The following is a 22,920-nucleotide window of genomic DNA, read 5'->3' as shown; positions in this document are numbered from 1 at the left end:
GCGGACAGGCAATCTGTTCGCCCCTATTTTGTAAGGAGAGCGCATGAAGTACTTTGGCACCGACGGCTTTCGCGGTGAGGCTAACGTTGGGCTGACGGTAGAGCACGCTTATAAGATTGGCCGTTTTGTGGGCTGGTATTACGGCGCCAACCGCGAGCGCAAGGCGCGCGTCATCGTGGGTAAGGACACGCGTCGCTCGAGTTATATGTTCGAGGCGGCGCTGGTGAGTGGCCTGGTCGCGAGCGGTGCGGACGCCTATATGCTGCACGTGATCCCCACACCGGGTGTAGCGCATCAGACCGTGGAAGGCTGCTTCGATTGCGGCATCATGATCAGCGCGAGCCACAACCCGTTTTGCGATAACGGCATTAAGCTCGTCAATAGCGACGGTTTTAAGATGGACGAGGACGTACTGGAGCTCATCGAGGACTACGTCGATGGCAAGAGCGAGGTGCCGCTGGCCACGGGCAACCACATCGGCGCCACGGTGGACTACATGCAGGGCCGCAACCGCTACATTGCCTCGCTCATCGCCAGCGCGAACTTTTCGCTGCAGGGCGTCAAGATCGGCATCGACTGCGCCAACGGCTCGGCGTCCTCGGTGGCCAAGCCGGTGTTCGACGCGCTGGGCGCCGACGTGCGCGTGATCAATGCCGCGCCTGATGGTTTTAACATCAACGTCGACTGCGGCTCCACGCATATGGAGCGTCTGCAGCGCCACGTGGTGGAGCAGGGCTTGGACGTGGGCTTTGCCTATGACGGCGATGCCGACCGCTGCCTGGCCGTGGACGAGCGCGGCCGCGTGGTCGATGGCGACCAGATCCTGTACGTGTGCGGCGTGTACCTGAACAAGCACGGTCGCCTTTCGGGCGGTACCGTGGTTCCGACGATTGCCAGCAACTTTGGCCTGATCAAGTCGTTGGAGCTTGCCGGCCTAAGTGCCGTGACCAGCGGTGTGGGCGACCGCCACGTGTATGCCAAGATGCGCGAGGGCGGTTACAGCCTGGGCGGCGAGCAGACGGGCCATACGATCTTTGGCGATATCGAGCGCACGGGCGACGGCATTATGACCTCGCTGCGCGTGATGGAAGTGATCCGCGCCGAGCGCGAGACGCTCTCGCAGCTCACGGCTCCGTGCAAGCTGCTACCGCAGGCGCAGGTGGCCGTGCGCGTGGCGGACAAGGACGCCGCGCTCGAGAACATGGGCGTGCAGAACGCCATCGCCGAGGCCGAGGCTGCGCTGGCAGGCGAGGGCCGCGTGCTCGTACGCAAGAGCGGAACCGAGTCGGTTATCCGCGTGCTGGCCGAGGCGCCCGACCAAGCATCCGCCGATGCCGCCATGAAGCGCATCGCCAACGCACTCGAGGCTCTGTAGTTACGCGGTTTTACCAAACCGCGTAACTGCTCGACGCTGCAAACGCCCCTAAGCGGCAATCTGACGTTCAATTTCAAGGGCGCGACCAGAAGGTCAGCGCCCTTTCATTTCACGTCACCTTGCTCGCTTAGGGTCGTTTTCGCTGACGTTGCCAAGACATTGGCGTCAACATAGTTGGCGTTGGCGATGGCGTGCTGGTCAATCCTTACAGCTCGTACAGCGTGGTGAACTTGTCCTGCAGGTAGCTGCAGTAGTAGCGGGCGTCAAAATCCATGCCGCAGGCACCCTTGATGAGTTCCGGCGCGTCCTTGGCGCGGCCCCACTGCCAAATGTGCTCGCCCAGCCACGCGCGGACGGGTGCCAAGTCGCCGCTCGCGCAGGCACCGGTAAGGTCGACGCCGTCGCGGCACATGGCCGGCACAAACATGGCATCGTAGGCGCTACCCAGCGCATACGTGGGGAAGTAGCCAAACGAACCGCCGCTCCAATGCGTATCCTGCAGGCAGCCGTGCGTGTCGTCGGGAACGGGAATGCCCAGGTACTCGTCCATAAGGCGGTTCCAAAGCGCGGGGATGTCCTTGGCCGCAGCCTCGCCGGCAAACAGCATGCGCTCGATCTGGTAGCGCACCATAATATGCAGCGGATAGGTGAGCTCGTCGGCCTCGGTGCGGATCAACGACGGCTGCGCGATGTTCACGGCGCGGTAGAGCGTGTCTTCGTCGACGTCGCCGTAGACCTCGGGCGCGTGACGACGCAGCACCTCGAGCAGCGGGCCCATAAAGGCGCGGCTGCGACCCACGGTGTTCTCGAAAAAGCGGCTCTGGCTCTCGTGGATGCCCATGGAGGTGCCGCCCTCCAAGCACGTGCGCGCATAGGCGGGATTGACGCCCAGCTCGTACATGGTGTGCCCCGCCTCGTGGATGATGCTGTAGACGTTGGAGATGCAGTCGTCCTCGTAGATGTGCGTCGCGATGCGCGCATCACCCACGGCAAAGCCCTCGCTAAACGGATGCTCGGTAAAGGCAAGCGTGGTGTCGTCCAGGTCCAGGCCGACAAGCTTCATAAGGTCGAAGCTCATGGCGCGCTGGGCAGCCTCGGGCACGTGGGCGTGCAAAAAGTCGGCAGCCGGCTGCTGGCCGCGCTCGCCGATGGCGTGCACGAGCGGCACGACCGTGGCCTTGACCTCATCGCAAAACGCGTCGAAGCTCTTGGCGGAAAGGCCGCGCTCGTACTGGTCGAGCCAAACGTCGTATGGATCGCGCTTGGGGTCCATGAGCTCGGCCTGATGCTTAAGTTGGGCGACGATTCTATCCACATAGGTCTCAAAGCTCGCCCAGTCGTTGGCAGCCTTGGCCTTGTGCCACACGGCGTCCGCCTCGCAGGTGAGCCTGGTCCAGGCCTCGGCTTCTTCGGTGGGGATGGCACTGGCCTCACGTTGATCGCGGCCGAGCACACGGATCTCGTCGAGCAGCTGAGGGTCGTCGATTTTGCCGCCGGCGACGGTCTCGCGCGCTAACGAGCGTACGAGCTCAACGGACTTCTCGCTGGTCAGCAGCTTGTGATGCTCGCCGGCAAGCGTGCCCATGGCGTCGGCACGCGCTGCTGCGCCGTTGGCAGGAGCAATCGTCGCTCCATCGAACTCGGCAATCTTGAGCAGGTACTCGCGAGTCCACAGCTTGCCTTCGAGCTTGCGGAGCTTCTTGATGCTCTTGCCCGCCTTGGCTTTCTTATCGAGTTTCTTTCCCATACCTATATCCTTGATCTCGCAGGTCGAGCGCCACGGGTGGGCGTGCGGCCAGTTTGCACAGCTACCCGCCTTGTACCCAGTGCGAACAAAACGGAACGCGGCGATGCACACGCAGAATGTGTTATCCTATAGCCCAATGCGTTGACGGAGAGGGTTTTGCCCGCCGCGTCGCCGGCAAGAGAGGGAAGGTCATGGGCTGCGAGCCTTCCTGCGGTGACAAGGGCCAAGCGTTCACTCCCGAGCAGCGACCTCAACGGGCACGCAGCCAGCGGCGGCGAAGCCCCAGTAGGGAAGCCGTGAGCCTCGCGACAAGGGGCACAGAGTGGGCGCGGCGGGCCAGACATCCGCCGGGTCAAACAAGGTGGTACCGCGGAATTCAACCGTCCTTGGGCAATGCACATGCCCGAGGACGGTTTTTTTATTACCGAACCGGGCCGCGTTTTCACAACGCCAGACGGTGGCAGCCGCCTCGGCAAACGGAGAGCGCGAGAGACGAAAGGGAAGACATGAGTCTGATTGATGATCTGGTCAAACTCGAGGAAGAGGCCAAGGAGCTCGTCGCAGGCGCCGACGACGCAGCCAAGCTCGAGGCTGCGCGCGTTGAGCTGCTCGGCCGCAAGGGCCGCATCACCGGCCTGATGCGCATGATGGGCAAGCTCGCCCCCGAGGATCGTCCCGTGATGGGCAAGCGAGCCAACGAGATGCGCCAGCTGATTGAGGGCATGCTCGACGAGCGCAACATCGAGATGAAGGCCGCCGCCCTCAAGCGCGCACTGGAGCACGACGCCGTCGACATCACGCTGCCGGGCATCCGTCCGCAGATCGGCCACCAGCACCTGATCAAGCAGATTATCGAGGAGGCCGAGGACATCTTCTGCGGCATCGGCTACACCGTCGAGTCCGGCCCCATGGTCGACACCTCCTACTACAACTTCACCGCGCTCAACGCCCCCATGGATCACCCGAGCCGCTCGGCCCGCGATACCTTCTACGTGGTCGACAACAACCCCGGCAGCGTCGCGCACCCCGAGGCTCACGCCCACGGCGAGTCCGACGTGCTGCTGCGCACCCAGACTTCGGGCGTGCAGATCCACACTATGGAGTCGCAGAAGCCGCCCATCTACATGATCTGCCCGGGCACCGTCTATCGTCCCGACACGGCCGACGCCTGCCACCTGCCGCAGTTCAACCAGATCGAGGGCCTGGTCGTCGACGAGGGTATCACCTTTGGCGACCTCAAGGGCACGCTCGACTACTTTGTTAAGTGCATGTTTGGCGAGGATCGCAAGACGCGTTACCGCCCGCACTTCTTCCCCTTCACCGAGCCCAGCTGTGAGGTGGACGTGAGCTGCCACGTCTGCGGCGGCAAGGGCTGCAACTTCTGCAAGCACAGCGGTTGGATCGAGATCCTGGGCTGCGGCATGGTCGACCCCAACGTCCTGATCAACTGCGGCATCGACCCCGAGAAGTACACCGGCTTCGCCTTTGGTATTGGCGCCGAGCGCGTCGCGGCCCTGCGCTACGACCTGCCCGACCTCAGAACGCTTATGACGGGCGATATGCGCTTCTTAAATCAGTTCTAGGCCCGGCGGCTTTCCCAAGCACCGCACCTTGCCTTTCAATCGTCGGTTGCGTACCTAAGTACGCGGCCCTCCTCTTTCAAGGCAATCTGCGGCACTTGGAAAACCCGTCTCCGTTGCAGTTTTTGGCTCAAAGCCGCATTTATGAAAGGAGACCAGTTAGATGCGCGTTTCTTACGACTGGCTCAAGACCATGATCGATATTCCGGAGGATCCCAAGACCCTTTCGGACGAATATATCCGTACCGGCACCGAGGTCGAGGCGATCGACACCGTGGGCGAGTCCTTCGACCACGTGGTGACCGCCAAGGTGCTCACCAAGACCCCGCACCCCGATAGCGACCACATGTATGTGTGCTCGGTCGACGTGGGTGACAAGAACCTCGACGCCGACGGCAATCCCGCTCCACTGCAAATCGTCTGCGGCGCGCAGAACTTCGAGGCCGGCGACCACATCGTCACGGCCATGATCGGCGCCGTGCTTCCCGGCGACGTCAAAATCAAGAAGAGCAAGCTCCGCGGCGTCGTGTCCATGGGCATGAACTGCTCCGCACGCGAGCTCGGCCTGGGCGGCGACCACTTCGGCATTATGATCCTGCCCGAGGATACGCCCTGCGGCATGCCGTTTGCCGAGTACGTGGGTTCGAGCGACACTGTGCTCGACTGCGAGATCACGCCCAACCGCCCCGACTGCCTGTCCATGATCGGCATGGCCCGCGAGACCGGCGCCATCTTCGACCGCGATTTCCACGTTGAGCTGCCCGCCATCAAGGCCGAGACCGGCCGCGCGACCGACGACGAGCTTTCCGTCGAGATTGCCGACGAGGGCCTGTGCGACCGCTACGTCGCCCGCATCGTACGTAACGTGAAGGTCGGCCCCTCGCCCGACTGGATGGTCAAGCGCCTCAACGCCCTGGGCGTGCGCCCGCACAACAACATCGTCGACATCACCAACTACGTGATGATGCTCACCGATCAGCCGCTGCATGCCTTTGACCTGTCTACCTTTGCCGAGCGCGATGGCCACCGCCGCGTGGTGGTTCGCGCCGCCCAGCAGGATGAGAAGTTCACGACGCTCGACGGCGAGGAGCGTACGCTCGACGCCGGCATGGGCCTTATCACCGACGGCGAGCGCCCCGTGGCGCTGGCCGGCGTTATGGGCGGCATGGATTCCGAGATCGAGGACGATACCGTCGACGTGATGGTCGAGAGCGCCTGCTTCAACGCCGGTCGCACCTCGCACACCAGCCGCGATCTGTCGCTGATCTCCGACGCCTCCATTCGCTTTGAGCGCCAGGTCGACGAGACCGGCTGCGTGGATGTCGCCAACGTTACCTGCGCGCTGATCGAGGAGATCGCCGGCGGCGAGGTTGCTCCCGGCTATGTCGACGTTTTCCCCGCGCCCAAGACCATCGACAGCATTAAGCTGCGCCTGGCCCGCGTGCACGCCATTTGCGGTGCCGACATCGAGCCCGACTTTATCGAGCGTTCGCTCACCCGTCTGGGCTGCACCGTCGAGCGCGACGGCGAGGACTTTATGGTTACCCCGCCGAGCTTCCGTCCCGACCTGCCGCGCGAGATCGACCTGATCGAGGAGGTCCTGCGCCTATGGGGCATGGGCCGTGTGGCGGCGACCATCCCGGCCGCTAAGAACCACATCGGCGGTCTGACCCGCGAGCAGAAGCTCACCCGCAAGGTCGGCGAGATCCTGCGCGCCTGCGGCCTCAACGAGACCACGACCTTTGGCTTTGCCGCCCCGGGCGACCTGGAGAAGATCGGCATGCCCACCGAGGGTCGCGGCTGCCCCGTGGTGCTCATGAACCCGCTGGTGGCCGAGCAGACCGAGATGCGCCGCTCGCTGCTGCCGGGCCTGCTGCAATCCGTGGCCTACAACGAGGCGCACGGTACGCCCAACGTGCACTTGTACGAGGTCGGCAGCCTGTTCCATGGCCGCGAAAACGCCAGCCTGCCCAAGGAGACCAAGTCCGTCGCGGGCGTGCTTTCGGGCCAGTGGAGCGAGCAGTCTTGGAACATGAAGTACCGCAAGCTGCGCTTTTTCTTTGGCAAGGGCATTGTCGAGGAGCTGCTCGCCCAACTGCGCATCGAGAAGGTTCGCTTCCGTCCCGTCGAGGGCGAGGGCTACGCTTTCTTGCAGCCGGGTCGTGCCGCCGAGGTTCTGTCCGGCGGCACCGTGCTGGGTTGGGTCGGCGAGATTCACCCCGAGGCGCGCGAGGCGATGGGCATCGATGAGGTCGTCGTTGCCTTTGAGCTCGATCTGGACAAGCTGATCAAGGGCGCCCGCAACCAGGAGAACTATCGCGAGTTCTCGCAGTACCCGGCTGTTGAGCACGATCTTGCCATTGTGGTCGACAACGCCGTGACTTGCGAGGACCTTGAGCGTCGCATCACCAGCGCCGGCGGCAAGCTGCTCGAGGGCGTGCGCCTGTTCGATGTCTACCGCGATCCGGTCCGCGTGGGCGTGGGCAAAAAGTCCATGGCCTTTGCGCTCACGTATCGCTCAGACGACCACACGCTCACCAGCGAAGAGGTCGAGAAGGCGCACCAGAAGATTGTCACCAAGGTGTGCAAGGGCGTAAACGGCGAGGTCCGCTCGTAATCTTTGCCGTTTGGAACCCGCCCCCTGCGGGGTTTTACGGCAACGTCCTCGCCGCTTCGCGGCTGCGGGATGTTGCCTTAGAAAACCCCTCTCGGGGGCGGGTTCCTGCGTTAATCTTGTTGCGAGCGGACCGCACCTTCTTCCGGGTGACCGGAAAGTTGGGAGTGCATGGGCCCTTTATTGGGCGGTGTGTGGACTTGGGTTAATAACGTACGTATTGCAAGGGCGTGCTGCGTTGTGGGCGGTGCGCCTTTTTGTTAGTATGCAGAGTCGGTGTTACGGATTGTTGGAAACGTAACACGCAACGTTCTGATTGAGAGGGCTCATGCATATTCCCGATAATTATCTGTCCCCGCAGACCGATGCCGTTATGGCGGTGGCGATGGTGCCCGTATGGGTTCACTGCATCAAGAAAGTGCGCGCCACGCTCGATCGCGAGCATATGGCCTTTCTGGGTATTTGCGCTGCGTTCTCCTTTTTGCTCATGATGTTTAACGTTCCGCTGCCCGGCGGCACCACAGGCCACGCCGTCGGCGGCGCACTCATCGCGCTGCTGCTGGGCCCCGAGGCCGCGGCTATCGCTGTCTCGGTCGCGCTGGCGCTGCAGGCGCTGCTGTTTGGCGACGGCGGCGTTCTGTCCTTTGGCGCCAACTGCTTTAACATGGCCTTTGTGCTGCCGTTTACCGCTGCTATCGTGTTCCGTGCGCTCAACAGCCGTCTGCACGACAAGAGCTGGGGCACCTCGGTTTCTGCCATCGTGAGCGGTTGGGTCGGCCTGTGCCTGGCGGCCCTGTGCGCGGCAATCGAGTTTGGTATTCAGCCGATGCTCTTCACCAACGCTTCGGGCGCCCCTCTGTACTGCCCCTTCCCGCTGTCCGTGGCTATTCCGGCCATGTTGATCCCGCATATGCTGGTTGCCGGCGTGATCGAGGGCGTGGCGACGGCCGCCATCTACGGCTTCATTAAGAAGACGGCGCCGAGCATTATCGTCGGCCCCGAAGCCGCCGATGGCCAGCTTGCCGCCGATGGTACCGCCAAGAAGACTTCCCTGATTCCCACGCTCATTCTGGTCGCCGTGCTTGTCGTGGCTACGCCGCTCGGCTTGCTCGCCACCGGTGACGCCTGGGGTGAGTGGGACGCCGAGGGCGCCGCGACCGCCGTTCAGGAGGCTGGCGACGACAGCCTGCAGGCTTCGGTCGGCCTCGACACCCCGACCTTTGCCGACGCCCTGCCCACGGGCGATTATCTGCAGGCCTATTCCGAGGAGCAGGGCCTTGGCTTTGCCGGCCAGGCTGCGATGTATATTCTTTCGGGCGTGATTGGCGTGGCGGTGCTCACCATCGCATTCCGTCTGGTCTCGCTGACGGTCAAGGAAAGCGGTGCTCATGGCAATAGCCGAGCTGCCTAGCTGGCTTGCGACCGAGGAGCGATACGAGCCCGCGGGGGCTCGGCATCGTGTGATGCAAAAGAACGTCCTGCACCTGGCGAGCCTGCTTGAGCGGGTTCGCCTGGGTGGAGGCGCGAACGAGGGCGGGTCGATGGTCGACCGCGCCCTTTCTTGCGTTTCGGCTCCGGTGCGCCTGTTAGGGATGTTCGTTTGCGTCCTGTCCGTGTGTCTGGCGCAAAGCCCGCTGTACCTGATGTTGATGGCGGCGATCGCGTTGGTGCTGGTCGCGGTGCGCCCCGTACGTGGGCTGCGCGCTACCTTTGTGCCGGCGTTGGCTGCCGCGGGGTTTGCCGTGGTTCTGGCGCTGCCTGCCCTGCTGCTGGGTGCTTCTGCCACGGGCGCCATGCTCAAGATTGCACTCAAGACGTTCATTAACGTGTCGCTGGTGCTAGGTGTTTCGTGGACGCTCACCTGGAGCCGCATGTCGGCGGCGCTCAAAATGTTGCACCTGCCCGACGAGGTCATCTTTACTTTCGATATGGCGCTCAAGCATATCGAGGTGCTGGGACGCACGGCGCACGATCTGTGCGAATCGGTCATGCTGCGCAGCGTCGGTTCCGCGCCTGCGGGTTTTTCGCGCACCGACTCGCTGGCGGGTATCATGGGCATGACGTTTATCAAGGCGATGGAATGCAGCCGCGCGATGGATGAGGCTATGCTTTGCCGCGGCTTTGCCGGCGTGTATCCGGCGCCTGCACGCGCCGGGTTTGGCTGGCGCGATGCGGTCTATGCGGCCGGCGTGGTTCTGCTCGCCGTGTTGTGCGCGGTGCTGTAGGCGCTGCTGGTTCCGGCTGGGGATGCAAATAGGGAAGGGCGACGTTTTGACGATCGATATGAATAGTGCGGCGGGCACGAACGGTGCGGGCGCCGAGGCCACGCCGCTCATCGAGCTGCGCGACGTGGTGTTCTCCTATGCGGGGCATACGGTGGTCGACGGCGTTTCGCTGCAGGTCGATCGTGGTGAACTCGTTGCCCTGCTCGGTCCCAACGGCTGCGGTAAGACGACGATCATGCGCCTTATTAACGGCCTTGAACTTGCCGACGCAGGAGCATACCTGTTTGACCGGCACGTAATCGATGCGGCATATCTCAAGGATTCCGCGGCCGCTCAGCGTTTTCATCAGCGCGTGGGCTTTGTGTTCCAGAATGCCGACGCGCAGCTCTTTTGCGCTACGGTGGGCGAGGAAGTTGCTTTTGGTCCCGCGCAGATGGGGTTGCCGGCAGACGAGCTCGAGCGCCGCGTCCGCGATGCCATGGAGCTGTTCCAGGTTGCCGACCTTGCCGACGCCTCTCCCTATCAGCTCTCGGGCGGGCAAAAGAAGCGCGTGGCGCTGGCTGCGGTTGTGTCGATGAACCCCGATATCCTAGTGCTCGATGAGCCCACCAACGGGCTCGATGAGGACTCGTGCGACATCGTAGTCAACTTTTTGCTGGCCTACGTTGCTGCCGGTAAGACGGTTTTGATGAGTACGCACCATCAAGATTTGGTGCGCCGCCTGGAGGCCCGTGCCATCTATATCGATCGATATCACCATGTGGTCGAGGCGCCCGTGCCGTCGTATGGAACCGAAAGCGGTGCTGCGGAATAGTTGCTGCGTAGGGTATGTATGGCCGCCTGTGCGACTCTGCCGTGATGGTATAGTTAACCAGGTTTTATGGGGGTGGCTATGCCAAGTTGGAACATTCATATCGCTCAAACGGAGCGCTTGCTGGCACGTGCTAGCGTGCTTGCCGATAGCGTGCGCGACCGCAATGCCTTTTTGTTTGGCTGCGTGGTTCCGGATATCTTCGTGGGCTATATGGTCCCTGGCATCGCCGATCCCATTCCGTATCGCATTACGCACTTTGCAAAGCCCGAGCCTATCTCTAAGCCGCGCGAGCACGAGTTCTGGGATACCTATGTGGCGCCGCTGCTTAAAGGCGCACCCGCGGGCGAACCTGCTGAGGCTACCTCGATTGTCGAGGAGCGCGAGCGACTGAACCGCGTGCACTATCCTCAGCGCTACAGGGATGCCGAGCCGGTTGTCGGTCCCGGCGCCTGTGAGTTCTCGCTTGCGTCCGAAGATGTGGCGCAGTCGCTGCTCGATTTAACGCTGGGCGTCTGGTCGCATCTGGTGGCCGACACGGTATGGAACACGCGTGTGAACCAGTATCTGGAAGCACACGGCGGCAAGCCGTGCGAGGAATTCCGCATTAAAAAGCAGGGCGATTTTGACTGGTTTGGCAAGACGCTGGGCATCGTTTCCATTCCGCGTGCGACCGATCGCCTCTATACCGCTGCGACGCGTTTTGGGCAGTATCCCATCCATAAAGAATATGTGCTCAAGACTATCGGCGTCATGCACGAGATTGTACGCGAAAACCCCGGCGAGCCCGATCATCCGCCGTATCGCCTGCTAACCGAGGAGTTTTTCGATGCAACGTTTACCGAGGTCATCGAGCTGACCGAGGCGGGATTTGCGGCTCGCGTTGCTGCTTCTGACGTTCCCGCAGTCCCCCTGATCGCTAGCTGCTAGCCGGCCGGCTTAACGGTGAACAGTTCATTCCAATTGACCAACGGCTCCCGTCGCAGGGCGTCTTCGGTGGTGCGCTCGGCATCGGAGAGGCTTGCGACTGAACACAAATCGATGATGCGGCATACGAAGAAGGTCTAAAAAGGGCCCGGAAGGCAAAGCCTTCCGGGCCCTTTTGCAATGCAAGCGTGCTTGCAAGTGCGATTTAGCGCACCTGAGCGACGTAAGCGACGTTGGTCGAGGAGACCTTGTCCTCGAGCTGAACACTCATGCGGGGATCGCCGGCGGTAGCGACGGTCAGATCGCCGGCCTCGACGTAGCCGAGCTCCTTAGCGGTCTCGATCGCCTTGACGATCGTGCCGTTGACGGTGCCCTGGGTAATCTCGGCCTGGTGCGGGATAACGCCCCAGTACATGATCATCTGCTGGACGGCCCACTCGTGGCGGGAGAACGCGCAGATCGGCATGTTGGGACGGAAGTGCGAGATCAGGCGTGCGGTACGACCGGTGGTCGTCGGCACGGTGATGCACTTGGCGCCAACGGTGGTGGCCATGTTCACAGCGGACATACCCACAACGTTGTTGACGACGCGGGTGCCGTGAGCGTCGGCCGGAACCTCGAGCGGAGCGTGGGCCGGGAGGTACTTCTCGGTCTCGAGAGCAATGCTGGCCTGCATCTTAACGGCCTCGACCGGGTACTTACCGGCAGCGGACTCGCCAGAGAGCATAACGGCGTCGGTGCCGTCGTAGATGGCGTTAGCAACGTCGGCAACCTCGGCGCGCGTCGGGCGCGGGTTCTGCTGCATGGAGTCGAGCATCTGCGTAGCGGTGATAACGGGCTTGTAGGCCGCGTTGCACTTGGCGATGATCTCCTTCTGGATGTGCGGAACGAGCTCGGGCTTGATCTCGATACCCAGGTCGCCACGGGCGACCATGATGCCGTCGGAAGCCTCGAGGATCTCGTCGAAGTTCTCGACGCCCAGGGCGCACTCGATCTTCGGGAAGATCGTCACGTGCTCGCCACCGTTCTCGCGGCAAAGCTTGCGGATGCCGCGGACGGACTCGCCGTCACGGATGAAGGAAGCGGCGATGTAGTCGATGTTCTCGGTCAGGCCAAAGAGGATGTCCTGACGATCGCGCTCGGTGATGGCGGGCAGCGAGATGTTGACGTTGGGCATGTTGACGCCCTTGCGCTCGCCGATCAGGCCGTCGTTCTTAACGACGCAGGTCATGTCCTGGCCGCTGACGGACTCGACCTCGAGGGCAACCAGGCCGTCATCGATCAGGATGAGGGAGCCCTTCTCGACCTCGGAAGGCAGAGCCAGGTAGTCGAGGGAGATGTGCTCAGCGGTGCCGTGGAAATCCTCGGACGTGGGCTGAGCGGTGACGACGATCTTATCGCCGGTCTTGACGGCAACCTTCTTGCCGTCGACCAGAAGGCCGGTGCGGACCTCGGGGCCCTTGGTGTCGAGCAGGATGCCGACAGGCAGACCGAGCTCCTTGGAAATACGGCGGACGCGCTCGATGCGACCGTGGTGCTCGTCGTAGGAGCCGTGCGAGAAGTTAAAACGGGCGACGTTCATGCCCGCCTTGATCATCTCGCGGATGGTCTCGTCGCTATCGCAGGCGGGACCCATGGTGCATACAATCTTAGTGCGCTTGTACATTCAGACCTCCATCTGACATCGTCTTGCGCTGATAGATAAACCATAAGAAATAAAACCGAGATGATTATAACGAAATGCCGACCGAATACCCCAAAAAATCGACCGTATGCCGAAATGGAAGTTCATTTTTTGCGGGAAAAACGGTATATGAAAAATCTTTACCAACCACTCCAACCGCTGCTATCTGGGAGATATGTCAGTTTGGCGATGTGCCGAAGAAAAAACGTTTTACCAATGTTGAGCATCACACGGTCTGCACCGTTGCGTGCGGACCATATTTCCAAACCGATTGTTTTGGCTAGACGCGTCGCTTTGGGGTACCATAGCTCCACTATCAACTGCCGCTCAGCACGGCAGCCTTGATGAGCCCTTGCCCTTCTCCTGGGAATTATGATCGGGCATCAATCTGCTGAGTGGCCCGAATCCCAGGAGGGGACTCTATATGCAAAAGGAATACCTGTCCGCCGCGGCGGAGGTGCTCAGCGACCAAGGTGTCGATGAGAACCTCGGCCTGAGCAACGACGAGGCGTCTTCGCGCCTCGCCAAGACAGGCCCTAACAAGCTCGAGGAAGCCGAGAAGACACCGCTGTGGAAGCGTTTCTTTGAGCAGATGGCCGACCCCATGGTCATCATGCTGATCGTTGCCGCCGTCATCAGTGCGCTCACGGGCATGGTCAAGGGCGAGCCCGACTTTGCCGATGTTGCCATCATCATGTTCGTCGTTATCGTCAACTCGGTGCTGGGCGTGGTCCAGGAAGCCAAGAGCGAGGAGGCTCTCGAGGCCCTGCAGGAGATGAGTGCGGCGCAGTCCAAGGTGCTGCGCGACGGCAAGCTCGTGCACCTGCCGAGCGCCGAGCTCGTGCCCGGCGACGTGATCATGCTCGAGGCGGGCGACTCCGTCCCGGCCGACTGCCGCGTGCTCGAGAGCGCCACGATGAAGATCGAAGAGGCCGCGCTCACCGGCGAGTCCGTGCCCGTAGAGAAGCACGCCAACGTGATCGAGCTCGCTGCGGGCACCGATGACGTGCCGCTCGGCGACCGTAAGAACATGTGCTATATGGGCTCCACCGTCGTGTACGGCCGTGGTCGCGCCGTCGTGGTCGGCACCGGCATGAACACCGAGATGGGCAAGATCGCCGGCGCCCTGGCCGAGGCCAAGGAAGAGCTCACGCCGTTGCAAGTGAAGCTCGCCGAGCTCAGCCGCATCCTTACCATTATGGTTATCGTCATCTGCGTCGTCATCTTTGGCGTTGATATCATCCGCCACGGCGTGGGCAACGTTCTTACCGACCCGACCGCCCTGCTCGATACCTTTATGGTCGCCGTCTCGCTCGCCGTCGCTGCCATCCCCGAGGGCCTGGTCGCCGTCGTGACCATCGTGCTATCGCTTGGCGTGACCAAGATGGCTAAGCGCCAGGCAATCATCCGCAAGCTCTCTGCCGTCGAGACTCTCGGCTGCACGCAGACCATCTGCTCCGACAAGACCGGTACCCTTACCCAAAACAAGATGACCGTCGTCAAGCACGAGCTCGCTGCGCCCAAGGAGAAGTTCCTGGCCGGCATGGCGCTGTGCTCCGATGCTCAGTGGGACGAGGAGCTGGGCGAGGCCGTGGGCGAGCCGACTGAGTGCGCGCTCGTCAACGACGCCGGCAAGGCGGGCCTCACTGGCCTGACTGCCGAGCATCCGCGCGTGGGCGAGGCCCCGTTTGACTCGGGCCGCAAGATGATGTCCGTGGTCGTCGAGACCCTGGATGGCGAGTACGAGCAGTACACCAAGGGTGCGCCCGACGTGGTGATCGGCCTGTGCACCCATATCTACGAGGGCGATAAGGTCGTCCCCCTGACCGAGGAGCGCCGCGCCGAGCTCGTGGCGGCCAACAAGGCCATGGCCGACGAGGCCCTGCGCGTACTGGCGCTGGCAAGCCGCACCTACACCGAGGTTCCCGACGACTGCAGCCCCGCTGCGCTCGAGCATGACCTGGTCTTCTGTGGCCTGTCCGGCATGATCGACCCGGTCCGTCCCGAGGTGGCCGACGCTATCCACGAGGCGCACGACGCCGGTATCCGCACCGTCATGATCACGGGCGACCACATCGACACCGCCGTGGCCATCGCCAAGCAGCTGGGCATCGTCGCCGATCGCAGCCAGGCCATCACCGGTGCCGACCTCGATCGCATGAGCGACGAGGAACTCGACGCGCACATCGAGGACTACGGCGTGTACGCCCGCGTCCAGCCCGAGCACAAGACACGCATCGTCGAGGCTTGGAAGTCGCGCGACCAGATCGTGGCCATGACGGGCGATGGCGTCAACGACGCCCCGTCCATCAAGCGCGCCGACATTGGCGTTGGTATGGGCATCACCGGTACCGACGTCACCAAGAACGTCGCCGACATGGTACTTGCCGATGACAACTTCGCTACCATCATCGGCGCCTGCGAAGAGGGTCGTCGCATCTACGACAACATCCGCAAGGTCATCCAGTTCCTGCTTTCGGCCAACCTTGCCGAGGTGTTCTCGGTGTTTATCGCCACGCTCATCGGCTTTACCATCTTCCAGCCGGTGCAGCTGCTGTGGGTGAACCTGGTCACCGACTGCTTCCCCGCGCTTGCGCTGGGCATGGAGGATGCCGAGGGCGACATCATGAAGCGCAAGCCGCGCAACGCCAAGGACGGTGTCTTTGCCGGACATATGGGTCTGGACTGCGTGGTCCAGGGCCTAATCATCACCGCGCTGGTGCTGGCGAGCTTCTTTGTGGGCGTGTACTTTGACATGGGCTACATCCACATCGCCGATATGATCGCCGGCAATGCCGACGAGGAAGGCGTGATGATGGCGTTCATCACGCTCAACATGGTCGAGATTTTCCACTGCTTCAATATGCGCAGCCGTCGTGCGTCGCTGTTCACCATGAAGAAGCAGAACAAGTGGCTGTGGGCTTCCGCCGCGCTGGCACTGGTGCTGACGGTGATCGTGACCGTGCAGCCGACGCTTGCCGAGATGTTCTTTGGCCCCGTGACGCTTGAACTCAAGGGCGTTGTCGCTGCCCTGGGCCTGGCCTTCCTGATCATCCCGCTGATGGAGATCTACAAGGCGATCATGCGCGCGGTCGAGAAGGAGTAGGTCGAAAGGCCATCCTTCCCACCGGCCCGACCGCCTGCGGGGTTTCTTCCTCGCTGGTCCTCGCGCTTCGCGCTGCGGGATCGCTCGGAAGAAACCCCTCCCGGCGGGCGGGCCTTCGGATAACCTCGCGGGACCATTGGCTGAGGGAAAGTATGTGAGTCGGTCGAGCGTTTGCTCGACCGACTCTTTTTTTGTGGGTAAAATACCTGCTCAGTTGTGTGGTTTTGTGCTGGGAGGCATCTGTGGGCAAGGCTAAGGCTAAGGCGAAGAAAAAGACGACGGGGGCGCGGGCTAAGCGCGATCGTCGTCGGAAGCTCGCGACCGAGGCTCCCGCACCTGCTGAGGAGCTGCTGGCAAGCGTGCCGGGGCTCGACGCGCTGCAGGATGTTCCGGCGTTTGATGACCTGCCGGTCGATGAAGCCCAGCAGGCTGCCTTTGATGATTTCTGCGCACATGCCGAGGAGCCCGAGCAGATGCAGCTTGGCGCCGTGGTGCGCTTGGATCGCGGGTTTCCACTGGTGGCGACTGCCGATGACACGTTTCGTGCCGAGCATGCTGTGGGGTTTGCCAAGTCACGCGGCGAGGACGAGGTCCTGCTGCCTGCCGTGGGCGATCGTGTGGCGGTGCGCCGCGCTCCCGGGCACGATATGGGCGTGATTGAGTGCGTGCTGCCGCGCCGTACGAGCTTTGAGCGTTGGCGCGGCCGTGCCCGCGGGGAGCGTCAGGTGCTCTGCTCCAACGTGGATAGCGTGCTAATCGTGCAGGCGCTCGGTGCCGGCGAGGTGCTGCTCGACCGCGTGGCGCGCTCGCTGGTGTTGGCGCTCGACTGCGATGCCGAACCGGTGGTGGTACTCACCAAAGCTGACCGCTGCGATGCCGAGGAACTCGAGCGCGATCTGGACCGCGTGCGCCGCCTGGTGGGTCCGGACGTGCGCGTGATCGTGACGTCCTCTGCCGAGGGCCGCGGCCTGGACGAGGTCCGTGCCTGCGTGCCCGCCGGGAGCTGCGCCATGATTCTGGGCGAGTCGGGTGCCGGCAAGTCGACGCTGCTCAATGCGCTGCTGGGCCACGATACGTTGGCGACCGGCGGTGTGCGCGAACGCGACGATCAGGGCCGTCACACTACCGTCGCGCGCGTGATGGTGGCACTGCCGGGCGACGCCGGCGTGATCGCCGATGCCCCGGGCCTGCGTAGCCTGCCGCTCGTGGGTCACGAGCGGGGTCTGGCGCGCGCTTTCCCCGAGATTGTCGAGGCATCGCGCGCGTGCCGGTTTGGCGATTGCACGCATGTCCATGAGCCGGGCTGCGCCGTTCGCGAGGCCGAGGACGCCGGGCAGATCGATAGCCTGCGTCTGGAAACGTTCCAAAACCTGGCGTCATCCATGCGCGTGAGTGCTCAAATGCTCGATCCCGATGTCCATCTGTAATTGATTTTTCCTATGACAGCCGTCTCCCAACTGTTCGGGAGACGGCTTTTTTGCTGTGGAAAAGCCTCGAAACATGCAGTTTGCTGACGTGCTGACCAAAACCTTGCCACGAGCTTGACGGGCTGGTCAGCTTTTGGTCAGCGATTGGTTTGACATCGAAAACCAAGATTGCGATTGCGCCGCTTTGCACTCTGACCGCCCAGACAATGGTGGTACGGGCATTCGCCCGGCACTGCCATGAGAGGAGCGGCCGTGAACAAGAGCAAGCGCATCGCCATCAGTCTGGTCGCGGGCGTGCTCGCTGCTCTGCTCTGCATGGTTTACGGCTCGTCGATCCGCTCGCAAGCCGAACAGGTCCAGGCTGAGACCTTGGCCAAGTACGGTGGCGATCGCGTCGAAGTTTGCGTCGCGGCGCGCGATATCGATGTGGGCGAGACCCTCGATGAGACCAATGTCATAACCCAGGAATGGCTGACGAGCCTGCTGCCGCGTGACGCAGCGACCGAGCTGCGCCAGGTGCGCGGCGACGTGACGACTTCGCGTATTCCCAAAAACGCCGTGATCTGCAATGTCTACACCAAGGCCGAGAGCCGCAAGCTCGAGGTGCCTAAGGGCAAGGTCGCCGTTTCGGTGGCGGTCGATGCCGAGCACTCGGTCGGCGGTGCTACGGGCGTGGGCAGCTACGTGGATGTGTATGTGCAAAAAGACGGCGTGACCGATCGGCTGTGCGGCGCGTACGTGATCGATACCAGTGAGGATTCCGGTGCCACGCGCGAGGGCAAGATCGAATGGGTGACGCTGGCGGCTGACCCCGAAGACGTCAAGGAACTGCTGGGAGCCTCGGGCAAGGGAACGGTCAGCTTGACGATTCCCGCCACGGCGCGCGGCAAAAAGAGCGGAGGCGACGAGTGATGAAGGCGATCTGGCTTGCGTGCTGCGCGTGCGGCGATTACGGGCTGTTGCAGCGGGAAGTCGAGGGCCGTGATGCGGGTGCACAGGTGCTTCGCGTGGGTGACCTGGACGGGCTGGTTTCCATGGCGCGGGCGTTTCCGTCGCGCCGCGGGGCTGCCATCATCGCGGCGTCTCTGTTTGATACCGAAGATGTGCGCAAGACTGTTGCGCGCCTGACGGCCGAAGGCCGCGTGAGTCGCGTGGTCGTGTTGATAGAAGCGCTCGATCCGTCGGATATCGAGGGGCTGTTTCGCGCGGGGGCGACCGAGGTCATCGCTGCACACAGTATATGCGGCAACGGGCGCGCGGGCGAGGGAGCGGTTGATTCCGATCGGCGCATGACGATTGAGCCCGATGCTTTTGTTGATAGGGAACCCGGGGCGCCTCGCGCTACAAGAGGCCCGCGTGTTGATGATTATGGAAAAGCGGAAGCCGAGCATGGTCGGCGCCCCCGGAACCCCCTTGTATACGATGACGCTGGAGGGCCGGCGCAGCATGCTGGCGACTCCCCGGCAGTAGATATGGGATACGTGCACGGCGTGAATCTGGCGGATGAACTCGACGAAGTTGAGGGCCTTGCCGGGTGCGGCGAGTTGTCGCTGATGCAGCATGAGCAGATTGCGCAGAACGAGCCTGCCTCGCAGACCGAACAAGCAGCCATGCCGGCTTGGACGCAGCACGTGGTTGCGGCGGGGGAGACGGGGACGCTGTCACCGACGCCCGCCCCGCCGCCTCCGATGCCGCCGGCAGACGCTACCGCTCCGCCGCATCGAGCTCCAGTCATCTGCGCTATTTCGGGTTCGGGCGGTTGCGGCAAGTCGACGATCGTTGCCGCCATGGCACACACATCGTCGCTGTTGGGCTTGCGTGCCGCCGTGCTCGACCTGGACCTGATGTTTGGAAACCTTTACGACTTGTTAGGCGTCGATGCTCCGCGCGATATGGCGGCACTTATCGAGCCATCGGCGGCGGGCGCGCTCACCGAGCCGGATATCGTAGCCACATCGATGCGCGTGGCGCCGGGCGTTACGCTCTGGGGTCCCGTCGCGGCGCCCGAGCAAGCCGAGCTCATGGCACGTCCGGTGGAGCTACTGCTTGATGTCCTGCGTCGCGAATCCGACGTGGTCTTTATCGATACCTCGGTCTTTTGGGGCGACGCCGTGGCGGCTGCGGTGGCGGCGAGCGACCGTTGCCTGGTCGTTGGCGATGCGGCGGTGTCGTCCGCGGCATCGGCGTCGCGCGTCATTGAACTGGCAAGTCGAGTAGGTGTGCCGCGCACGCGTATGAGCGCCGTGTTCAACCGGTTCGGTGCGCGCGGGGCAGACGAGGACGTCGCTATGCGCTTTGAGATTGCCTGTGCGTTGAGCTCCAAGATTCGTATCGCCGATGGCGGGCAGGATCTCGCCGCGCTCATGGCGTTTGGGCGTGCTGACGAGGCAGTGGGGCAGACCAGCGCTTTTGCGACCAGCGTGCGCGAGGCCACGCGCGAGATGCTCGTGGAACTGGGGTGCGCCGTCGGCCCTTGGAGCGATATGGTCGCCGACCGTGCAATGCGCACCGAACGCCCGCGTATCCGCCTTCCCTGGTCGCACGAGGGTGATCAGCGATGAGCCTGCAAACGAGGATTAAGGCTGCCGGCGCTGCGGCGGCGGCAGCGCCTGTAGATGCGGGGCGTCGCCGCGCCGTGAAACGACGCACCAAGCGCGCCGTGATGGACCGCATGGGTTACGACGAAGTGGCGCGTATCAGCGCCTATATCGACCCGGCACTTGCCCGCTCGGAATTGCGTCCTGCGGTGGAGGCGGCGCTCAATGTTGAGGAGCCGACCGATCTCGCGACGCCCGAGCGCGAGGCCATCATCGACGAGATTTTGGATGACGTGGTGGGCTTGGGGCCGTTGCAGCCGCTCATCGAGGACGACACCGTTACCGAGATCATGATCAACGGCTGCCGCTCGGCTTTCTTTGAACGCGGCGGCGTCTTGTACCCCATCGAGCATGCGTTTGAGGATGATGAGCAGATCCGTGTGCTTATCGACCGCATTATCTCGCCACTTGGCCGCCGTATCGACGAGCGCAGCCCCATCGTCAACGCCCGCCTTAAAACGGGCTATCGCGTCAACGCGGTGATTCCGCCTGTGGCGATTGACGGACCGATTCTCACCATCCGAAAGTTCTCGGACCGTATCTGCTCGCTGGACGAGCTCGTGGGGTTGGGATCGCTGCCGCTTTGGTATGCGCAGCTGCTGTCGTGTGCGGTGTCGCTGCGACAGGACTTGGCGGTTGCGGGAGGCACGGGATCTGGTAAGACCACCCTGCTCAACGCGTTGTCATGTGAGATTTCCACCGGCGAGCGCATCGTGACGATCGAGGACTCTGCCGAGCTCAAGTTTGCGCATCATCCGCACGTGGTGCGCCTAGAGGCGCGCGAGGCTTCAATTGAGGGCGAGGGCGCGGTGACGATCCGCGACCTGGTGACTAATGCCCTGCGCATGCGCCCCGACCGCATCGTGGTGGGCGAGGTGCGCGGTGCCGAGTGCTGCGACATGTTGCAGGCCATGAACACGGGCCACGACGGGTCGCTCACCACGCTTCATGCGGGTTCAGAACAGGAGACCGTGGTGCGTCTGACGTTGCTTGCACGTTATGGCATCGATCTGCCGAGCGAGCTCATCGAGGAGCAGATTGCCATGGCACTCGACGGTATCGTGATGTCCGAGCGCCACGCCGATGGCAGGCGCTTCGTCTCCTCGTATTCGGGGGTGCGACGCGCCGCATCGGGCGGCGTAGAGCTCGAGCGCTATGTGACGTTCGATGCCGCCGAGCGCACCTGGACGCTTGACCGCGAGCCGCCGTTTATCGCAGAAGGCCTGCGGTCGGGGACGCTCACACAAGAGGAGGTGGACGAATGGAGATCACTGTGCCCCTCGTCGTAGGGGGCTTGGCAGGGCTTTCTGTCGCGACGGCGTGCGGGGCGGAACCTCGTGTGCCGCAGGTACCGCCGGCGGAGCTGGCACGTCAGGCGCTCGAGACGGTGGCAGAGAAGCTGCCGCGTGAGCTGGTGGAAAACGATCTGCTGAAAAAGATCGCCCGTTCGTGGGCATCGCTGGCTCCGGCGCATCGCCTTGGCCTCGTGATCGAAGATGCTTCGGGACGTTTGGCGTTTCTGCTGCTATCGAGCGGTGTCTGCTGCGTTTTACTAACGATGGTGTCGTTATCGCCCCTCGGATTTGCCTTGGGACTTGTTGCTCCGTTTGCCGTTGGTGCCGCCCGGGATGGCTTTGAGAGCCGGCGCGAGCAACACGATGCAGAAGAGGCGATGCCCGAGGCGTTTACCGCACTTTCCATGTCGCTTGCCTCGGGACATTCGCTGGCCCAGGGCATGCGCTTTGTGGGCGCTCATGCGCAAGAGCCAGTGCATACCGAGTTTTTGCGGGTGGCGGCGGCGATCGATTGCGGCATCTCGGCGACCGACGCGCTCGATGACTTGCTCGTACGTATCGACGCCCCCGGTCTTTCGCTTGTGACCTTGGCGCTTAAGGTGTCTCAGCGCACCGGCGCTCCGCTTGCCGACTTACTGTCCGAGGCGTCGAGCATGGTGGGGGAGCGCATTGAGCTCAAGCGCCGCCTGGATGTTAAGACGTCGCAGGCTCGCATGTCTGCGCATATGGTCGCGGCGATGCCGGCGGGCATGTGCGCGGTGTTGGCGCTGCTTTCGGCAGATTTTCGTCGCGGTCTTGCGACGCCTGCCGGCGCGGGCGCTGTGGTGCTGGGTCTTGCCCTCAACGCCGTTGCCCTGGTGGTTATCCGGCGCATTATGCGGGTGGAGCTATGAGCGCCTCGGTTGCAGTTGCGGCTTGCCTGTGCGCCCTGAGTGTATTTGTCGCGACGGGTTTTGATCGGGCGGATGCACGCAAGATCGCAGGGGCCTGCAAGCGCGAGGCGGTGCTGGTCGCTGCCGCGGGTCGCTCGGTGGTCGATGCTCTGACCGCGCGAGTGAAGGGCGCGGTTGGAGCGGGCGGCCCGGCGCGAGTGTCGCTCGGCGAAGTGTCCGAGATGATCGATGTTGTGCGCTTGGGTCTTTCGGCCGGTCTTTCGTTTGATGCGGCGCTTGAGATTTTCTGCGCCAACCGCCGGTCAGTGCTGGCTCTTCGCCTTGAGCGCGCCTGCATGGCGTGGCAGGTGGGCGTGGGCACGCGTGAGGACGAGTTGTTGGCCGCCGCGCGCGACCTGGACGTGCGAGCGCTCGAGACCTTTGCCATCACGGTGGGGCAGGCGCTCGCCCTGGGTGCCCCACTTGCCGAGACGCTGGCCGCTCAAAGTCGCGAGATCCGTGCGGCTCATCGCGCCGCGGTCGAGCGCGAGATCGAGCGTGCGCCCGTCAAGCTGTTGATTCCCACCGGCACGCTCATCTTGCCGGCGTTGCTTCTGTCCATATTGGGCCCGCTGCTGGGAGCAGGCGGGATGATGTAGG

The 22,920-nt window shown here is 63.0% G+C and carries 16 protein-coding genes; 14 read left to right on the top strand and 2 right to left on the bottom strand.

What is annotated here, in order from left to right; translation table 11 throughout:
• Positions 1–43 precede the first annotated feature (43 nt).
• On the top strand, positions 44–1,375 hold the full coding sequence (gene glmM, locus AAAT03_RS03260) for a phosphoglucosamine mutase (protein ID WP_117637400.1): 1,332 nt from the start codon (positions 44–46) through the stop codon (positions 1,373–1,375).
• Positions 1,376–1,580: 205 nt separating this feature from the next.
• On the opposite strand, the gene AAAT03_RS03255 is transcribed toward glmM, so the two are convergent.
• The gene (locus AAAT03_RS03255) at positions 1,581–3,122 is read right to left on the bottom strand and encodes a carboxypeptidase M32 (protein WP_349102581.1); all 1,542 of its coding nucleotides are present in this window, start codon (positions 3,120–3,122) and stop codon (positions 1,581–1,583) included.
• A 506-nt stretch (positions 3,123–3,628) separates the two neighbouring features.
• Here AAAT03_RS03255 and pheS point away from each other — a divergent pair.
• The 6 genes from pheS (at position 3,629) to AAAT03_RS03225 (ending at position 11,282) form a co-directional block, all read left to right on the top strand.
• Positions 3,629–4,705: a phenylalanine--tRNA ligase subunit alpha gene (gene pheS / locus AAAT03_RS03250; RefSeq protein ID WP_349102580.1), complete on the top strand. Its 1,077-nt coding sequence runs from the start codon at positions 3,629–3,631 to the stop codon at positions 4,703–4,705.
• A gap of 160 nt (positions 4,706–4,865) precedes the next feature.
• Complete coding sequence (gene pheT, locus AAAT03_RS03245; RefSeq protein ID WP_349102579.1) at positions 4,866–7,319, top strand: phenylalanine--tRNA ligase subunit beta; 2,454 nt, start codon at positions 4,866–4,868, stop codon at positions 7,317–7,319.
• A 325-nt stretch (positions 7,320–7,644) separates the two neighbouring features.
• Positions 7,645–8,727 carry a cobalt transporter CbiM gene (cbiM, locus tag AAAT03_RS03240; protein ID WP_349102578.1) on the top strand — a complete coding sequence of 361 codons (1,083 nt, stop codon included), beginning with the start codon at positions 7,645–7,647 and terminating at the stop codon, positions 8,725–8,727.
• On the top strand, positions 8,705–9,541 hold the full coding sequence (locus AAAT03_RS03235) for an energy-coupling factor transporter transmembrane component T (protein WP_349102577.1): 837 nt from the start codon (positions 8,705–8,707) through the stop codon (positions 9,539–9,541). Before cbiM ends, AAAT03_RS03235 begins: the two co-directional genes overlap by 23 nt.
• A 46-nt stretch (positions 9,542–9,587) precedes the next feature.
• Positions 9,588–10,355 (top strand): ABC transporter ATP-binding protein, encoded by a 768-nt coding sequence (locus AAAT03_RS03230; protein ID WP_349102576.1) that lies wholly within the window; start codon positions 9,588–9,590, stop codon positions 10,353–10,355.
• 78 nt (positions 10,356–10,433) lie between these two features.
• Positions 10,434–11,282 (top strand): hypothetical protein, encoded by an 849-nt coding sequence (locus tag AAAT03_RS03225; protein ID WP_349102575.1) that lies wholly within the window; start codon positions 10,434–10,436, stop codon positions 11,280–11,282.
• A gap of 202 nt (positions 11,283–11,484) precedes the next feature.
• Here the strand turns inward: AAAT03_RS03225 and pyk are convergent, their stop codons facing one another.
• Entirely contained in the window at positions 11,485–12,945 is a 1,461-nt protein-coding gene (pyk, locus tag AAAT03_RS03220) for a pyruvate kinase (RefSeq protein ID WP_117637393.1), read from the bottom strand.
• Between the two features lie 442 nt (positions 12,946–13,387).
• Here pyk and AAAT03_RS03215 point away from each other — a divergent pair, with 442 nt between their 5' ends.
• The 7 genes from AAAT03_RS03215 to AAAT03_RS03185 all read left to right on the top strand — a co-directional run bounded on the left by AAAT03_RS03215 (position 13,388) and on the right by AAAT03_RS03185 (position 22,919).
• Positions 13,388–16,069 carry a cation-translocating P-type ATPase gene (locus AAAT03_RS03215; protein WP_117773233.1) on the top strand — a complete coding sequence of 894 codons (2,682 nt, stop codon included), beginning with the start codon at positions 13,388–13,390 and terminating at the stop codon, positions 16,067–16,069.
• 347 nt (positions 16,070–16,416) lie between these two features.
• Positions 16,417–17,496 carry a ribosome small subunit-dependent GTPase A gene (gene rsgA / locus AAAT03_RS03210; RefSeq protein WP_117817014.1) on the top strand — a complete coding sequence of 360 codons (1,080 nt, stop codon included), beginning with the start codon at positions 16,417–16,419 and terminating at the stop codon, positions 17,494–17,496.
• Positions 17,497–17,748: 252 nt separating this feature from the next.
• On the top strand, positions 17,749–18,408 hold the full coding sequence (gene cpaB / locus AAAT03_RS03205; RefSeq protein ID WP_231500753.1) for a Flp pilus assembly protein CpaB: 660 nt from the start codon (positions 17,749–17,751) through the stop codon (positions 18,406–18,408).
• On the top strand, positions 18,408–20,057 hold the full coding sequence (locus AAAT03_RS03200) for a P-loop NTPase (protein WP_117839816.1): 1,650 nt from the start codon (positions 18,408–18,410) through the stop codon (positions 20,055–20,057). Before cpaB ends, AAAT03_RS03200 begins: the two co-directional genes overlap by 1 nt.
• Positions 20,054–21,382: a CpaF family protein gene (locus AAAT03_RS03195; protein WP_117839815.1), complete on the top strand. Its 1,329-nt coding sequence runs from the start codon at positions 20,054–20,056 to the stop codon at positions 21,380–21,382. The genes AAAT03_RS03200 and AAAT03_RS03195 overlap by 4 nt, the downstream gene beginning before the upstream one ends.
• Positions 21,355–22,281, top strand: a complete 927-nt coding sequence (locus AAAT03_RS03190) for a type II secretion system F family protein (protein ID WP_117563706.1) — start codon at positions 21,355–21,357, stop codon at positions 22,279–22,281. Before AAAT03_RS03195 ends, AAAT03_RS03190 begins: the two co-directional genes overlap by 28 nt.
• Positions 22,278–22,919 (top strand): type II secretion system F family protein, encoded by a 642-nt coding sequence (locus AAAT03_RS03185; RefSeq protein ID WP_117759583.1) that lies wholly within the window; start codon positions 22,278–22,280, stop codon positions 22,917–22,919. Before AAAT03_RS03190 ends, AAAT03_RS03185 begins: the two co-directional genes overlap by 4 nt.
• The last annotated feature ends 1 nt before the right edge of the window (position 22,920 follow it).

This window comes from Collinsella sp. CLA-AA-H167, from assembly GCF_040095305.1.
Taxonomy (GTDB): Bacteria; Actinomycetota; Coriobacteriia; order Coriobacteriales; family Coriobacteriaceae; genus Collinsella.
This window is presented reverse-complemented; position numbering and strand designations above follow the sequence as displayed.

What these genes read in the sequence shown, in the direction of transcription:
- AAAT03_RS03225 (WP_349102575.1), top strand. Translation starts at nt 10,434, where the DNA reads ATGCCAAGTTGGAACATTCATATCGCTCAAACGGAGCGCTTGCTGGCA.
- pyk (WP_117637393.1), bottom strand. Translation starts at nt 12,945, where the DNA reads ATGTACAAGCGCACTAAGATTGTATGCACCATGGGTCCCGCCTGCGAT.
- pheS (WP_349102580.1), top strand. Translation starts at nt 3,629, where the DNA reads ATGAGTCTGATTGATGATCTGGTCAAACTCGAGGAAGAGGCCAAGGAG.
- AAAT03_RS03215 (WP_117773233.1), top strand. Translation starts at nt 13,388, where the DNA reads ATGCAAAAGGAATACCTGTCCGCCGCGGCGGAGGTGCTCAGCGACCAA.
- glmM (WP_117637400.1), top strand. Translation starts at nt 44, where the DNA reads ATGAAGTACTTTGGCACCGACGGCTTTCGCGGTGAGGCTAACGTTGGG.
- cbiM (WP_349102578.1), top strand. Translation starts at nt 7,645, where the DNA reads ATGCATATTCCCGATAATTATCTGTCCCCGCAGACCGATGCCGTTATG.
- pheT (WP_349102579.1), top strand. Translation starts at nt 4,866, where the DNA reads ATGCGCGTTTCTTACGACTGGCTCAAGACCATGATCGATATTCCGGAG.
- AAAT03_RS03190 (WP_117563706.1), top strand. Translation starts at nt 21,355, where the DNA reads ATGGAGATCACTGTGCCCCTCGTCGTAGGGGGCTTGGCAGGGCTTTCT.
- AAAT03_RS03200 (WP_117839816.1), top strand. Translation starts at nt 18,408, where the DNA reads ATGAAGGCGATCTGGCTTGCGTGCTGCGCGTGCGGCGATTACGGGCTG.
- AAAT03_RS03255 (WP_349102581.1), bottom strand. Translation starts at nt 3,122, where the DNA reads ATGGGAAAGAAACTCGATAAGAAAGCCAAGGCGGGCAAGAGCATCAAG.
- AAAT03_RS03195 (WP_117839815.1), top strand. Translation starts at nt 20,054, where the DNA reads ATGAGCCTGCAAACGAGGATTAAGGCTGCCGGCGCTGCGGCGGCGGCA.
- AAAT03_RS03235 (WP_349102577.1), top strand. Translation starts at nt 8,705, where the DNA reads ATGGCAATAGCCGAGCTGCCTAGCTGGCTTGCGACCGAGGAGCGATAC.
- AAAT03_RS03185 (WP_117759583.1), top strand. Translation starts at nt 22,278, where the DNA reads ATGAGCGCCTCGGTTGCAGTTGCGGCTTGCCTGTGCGCCCTGAGTGTA.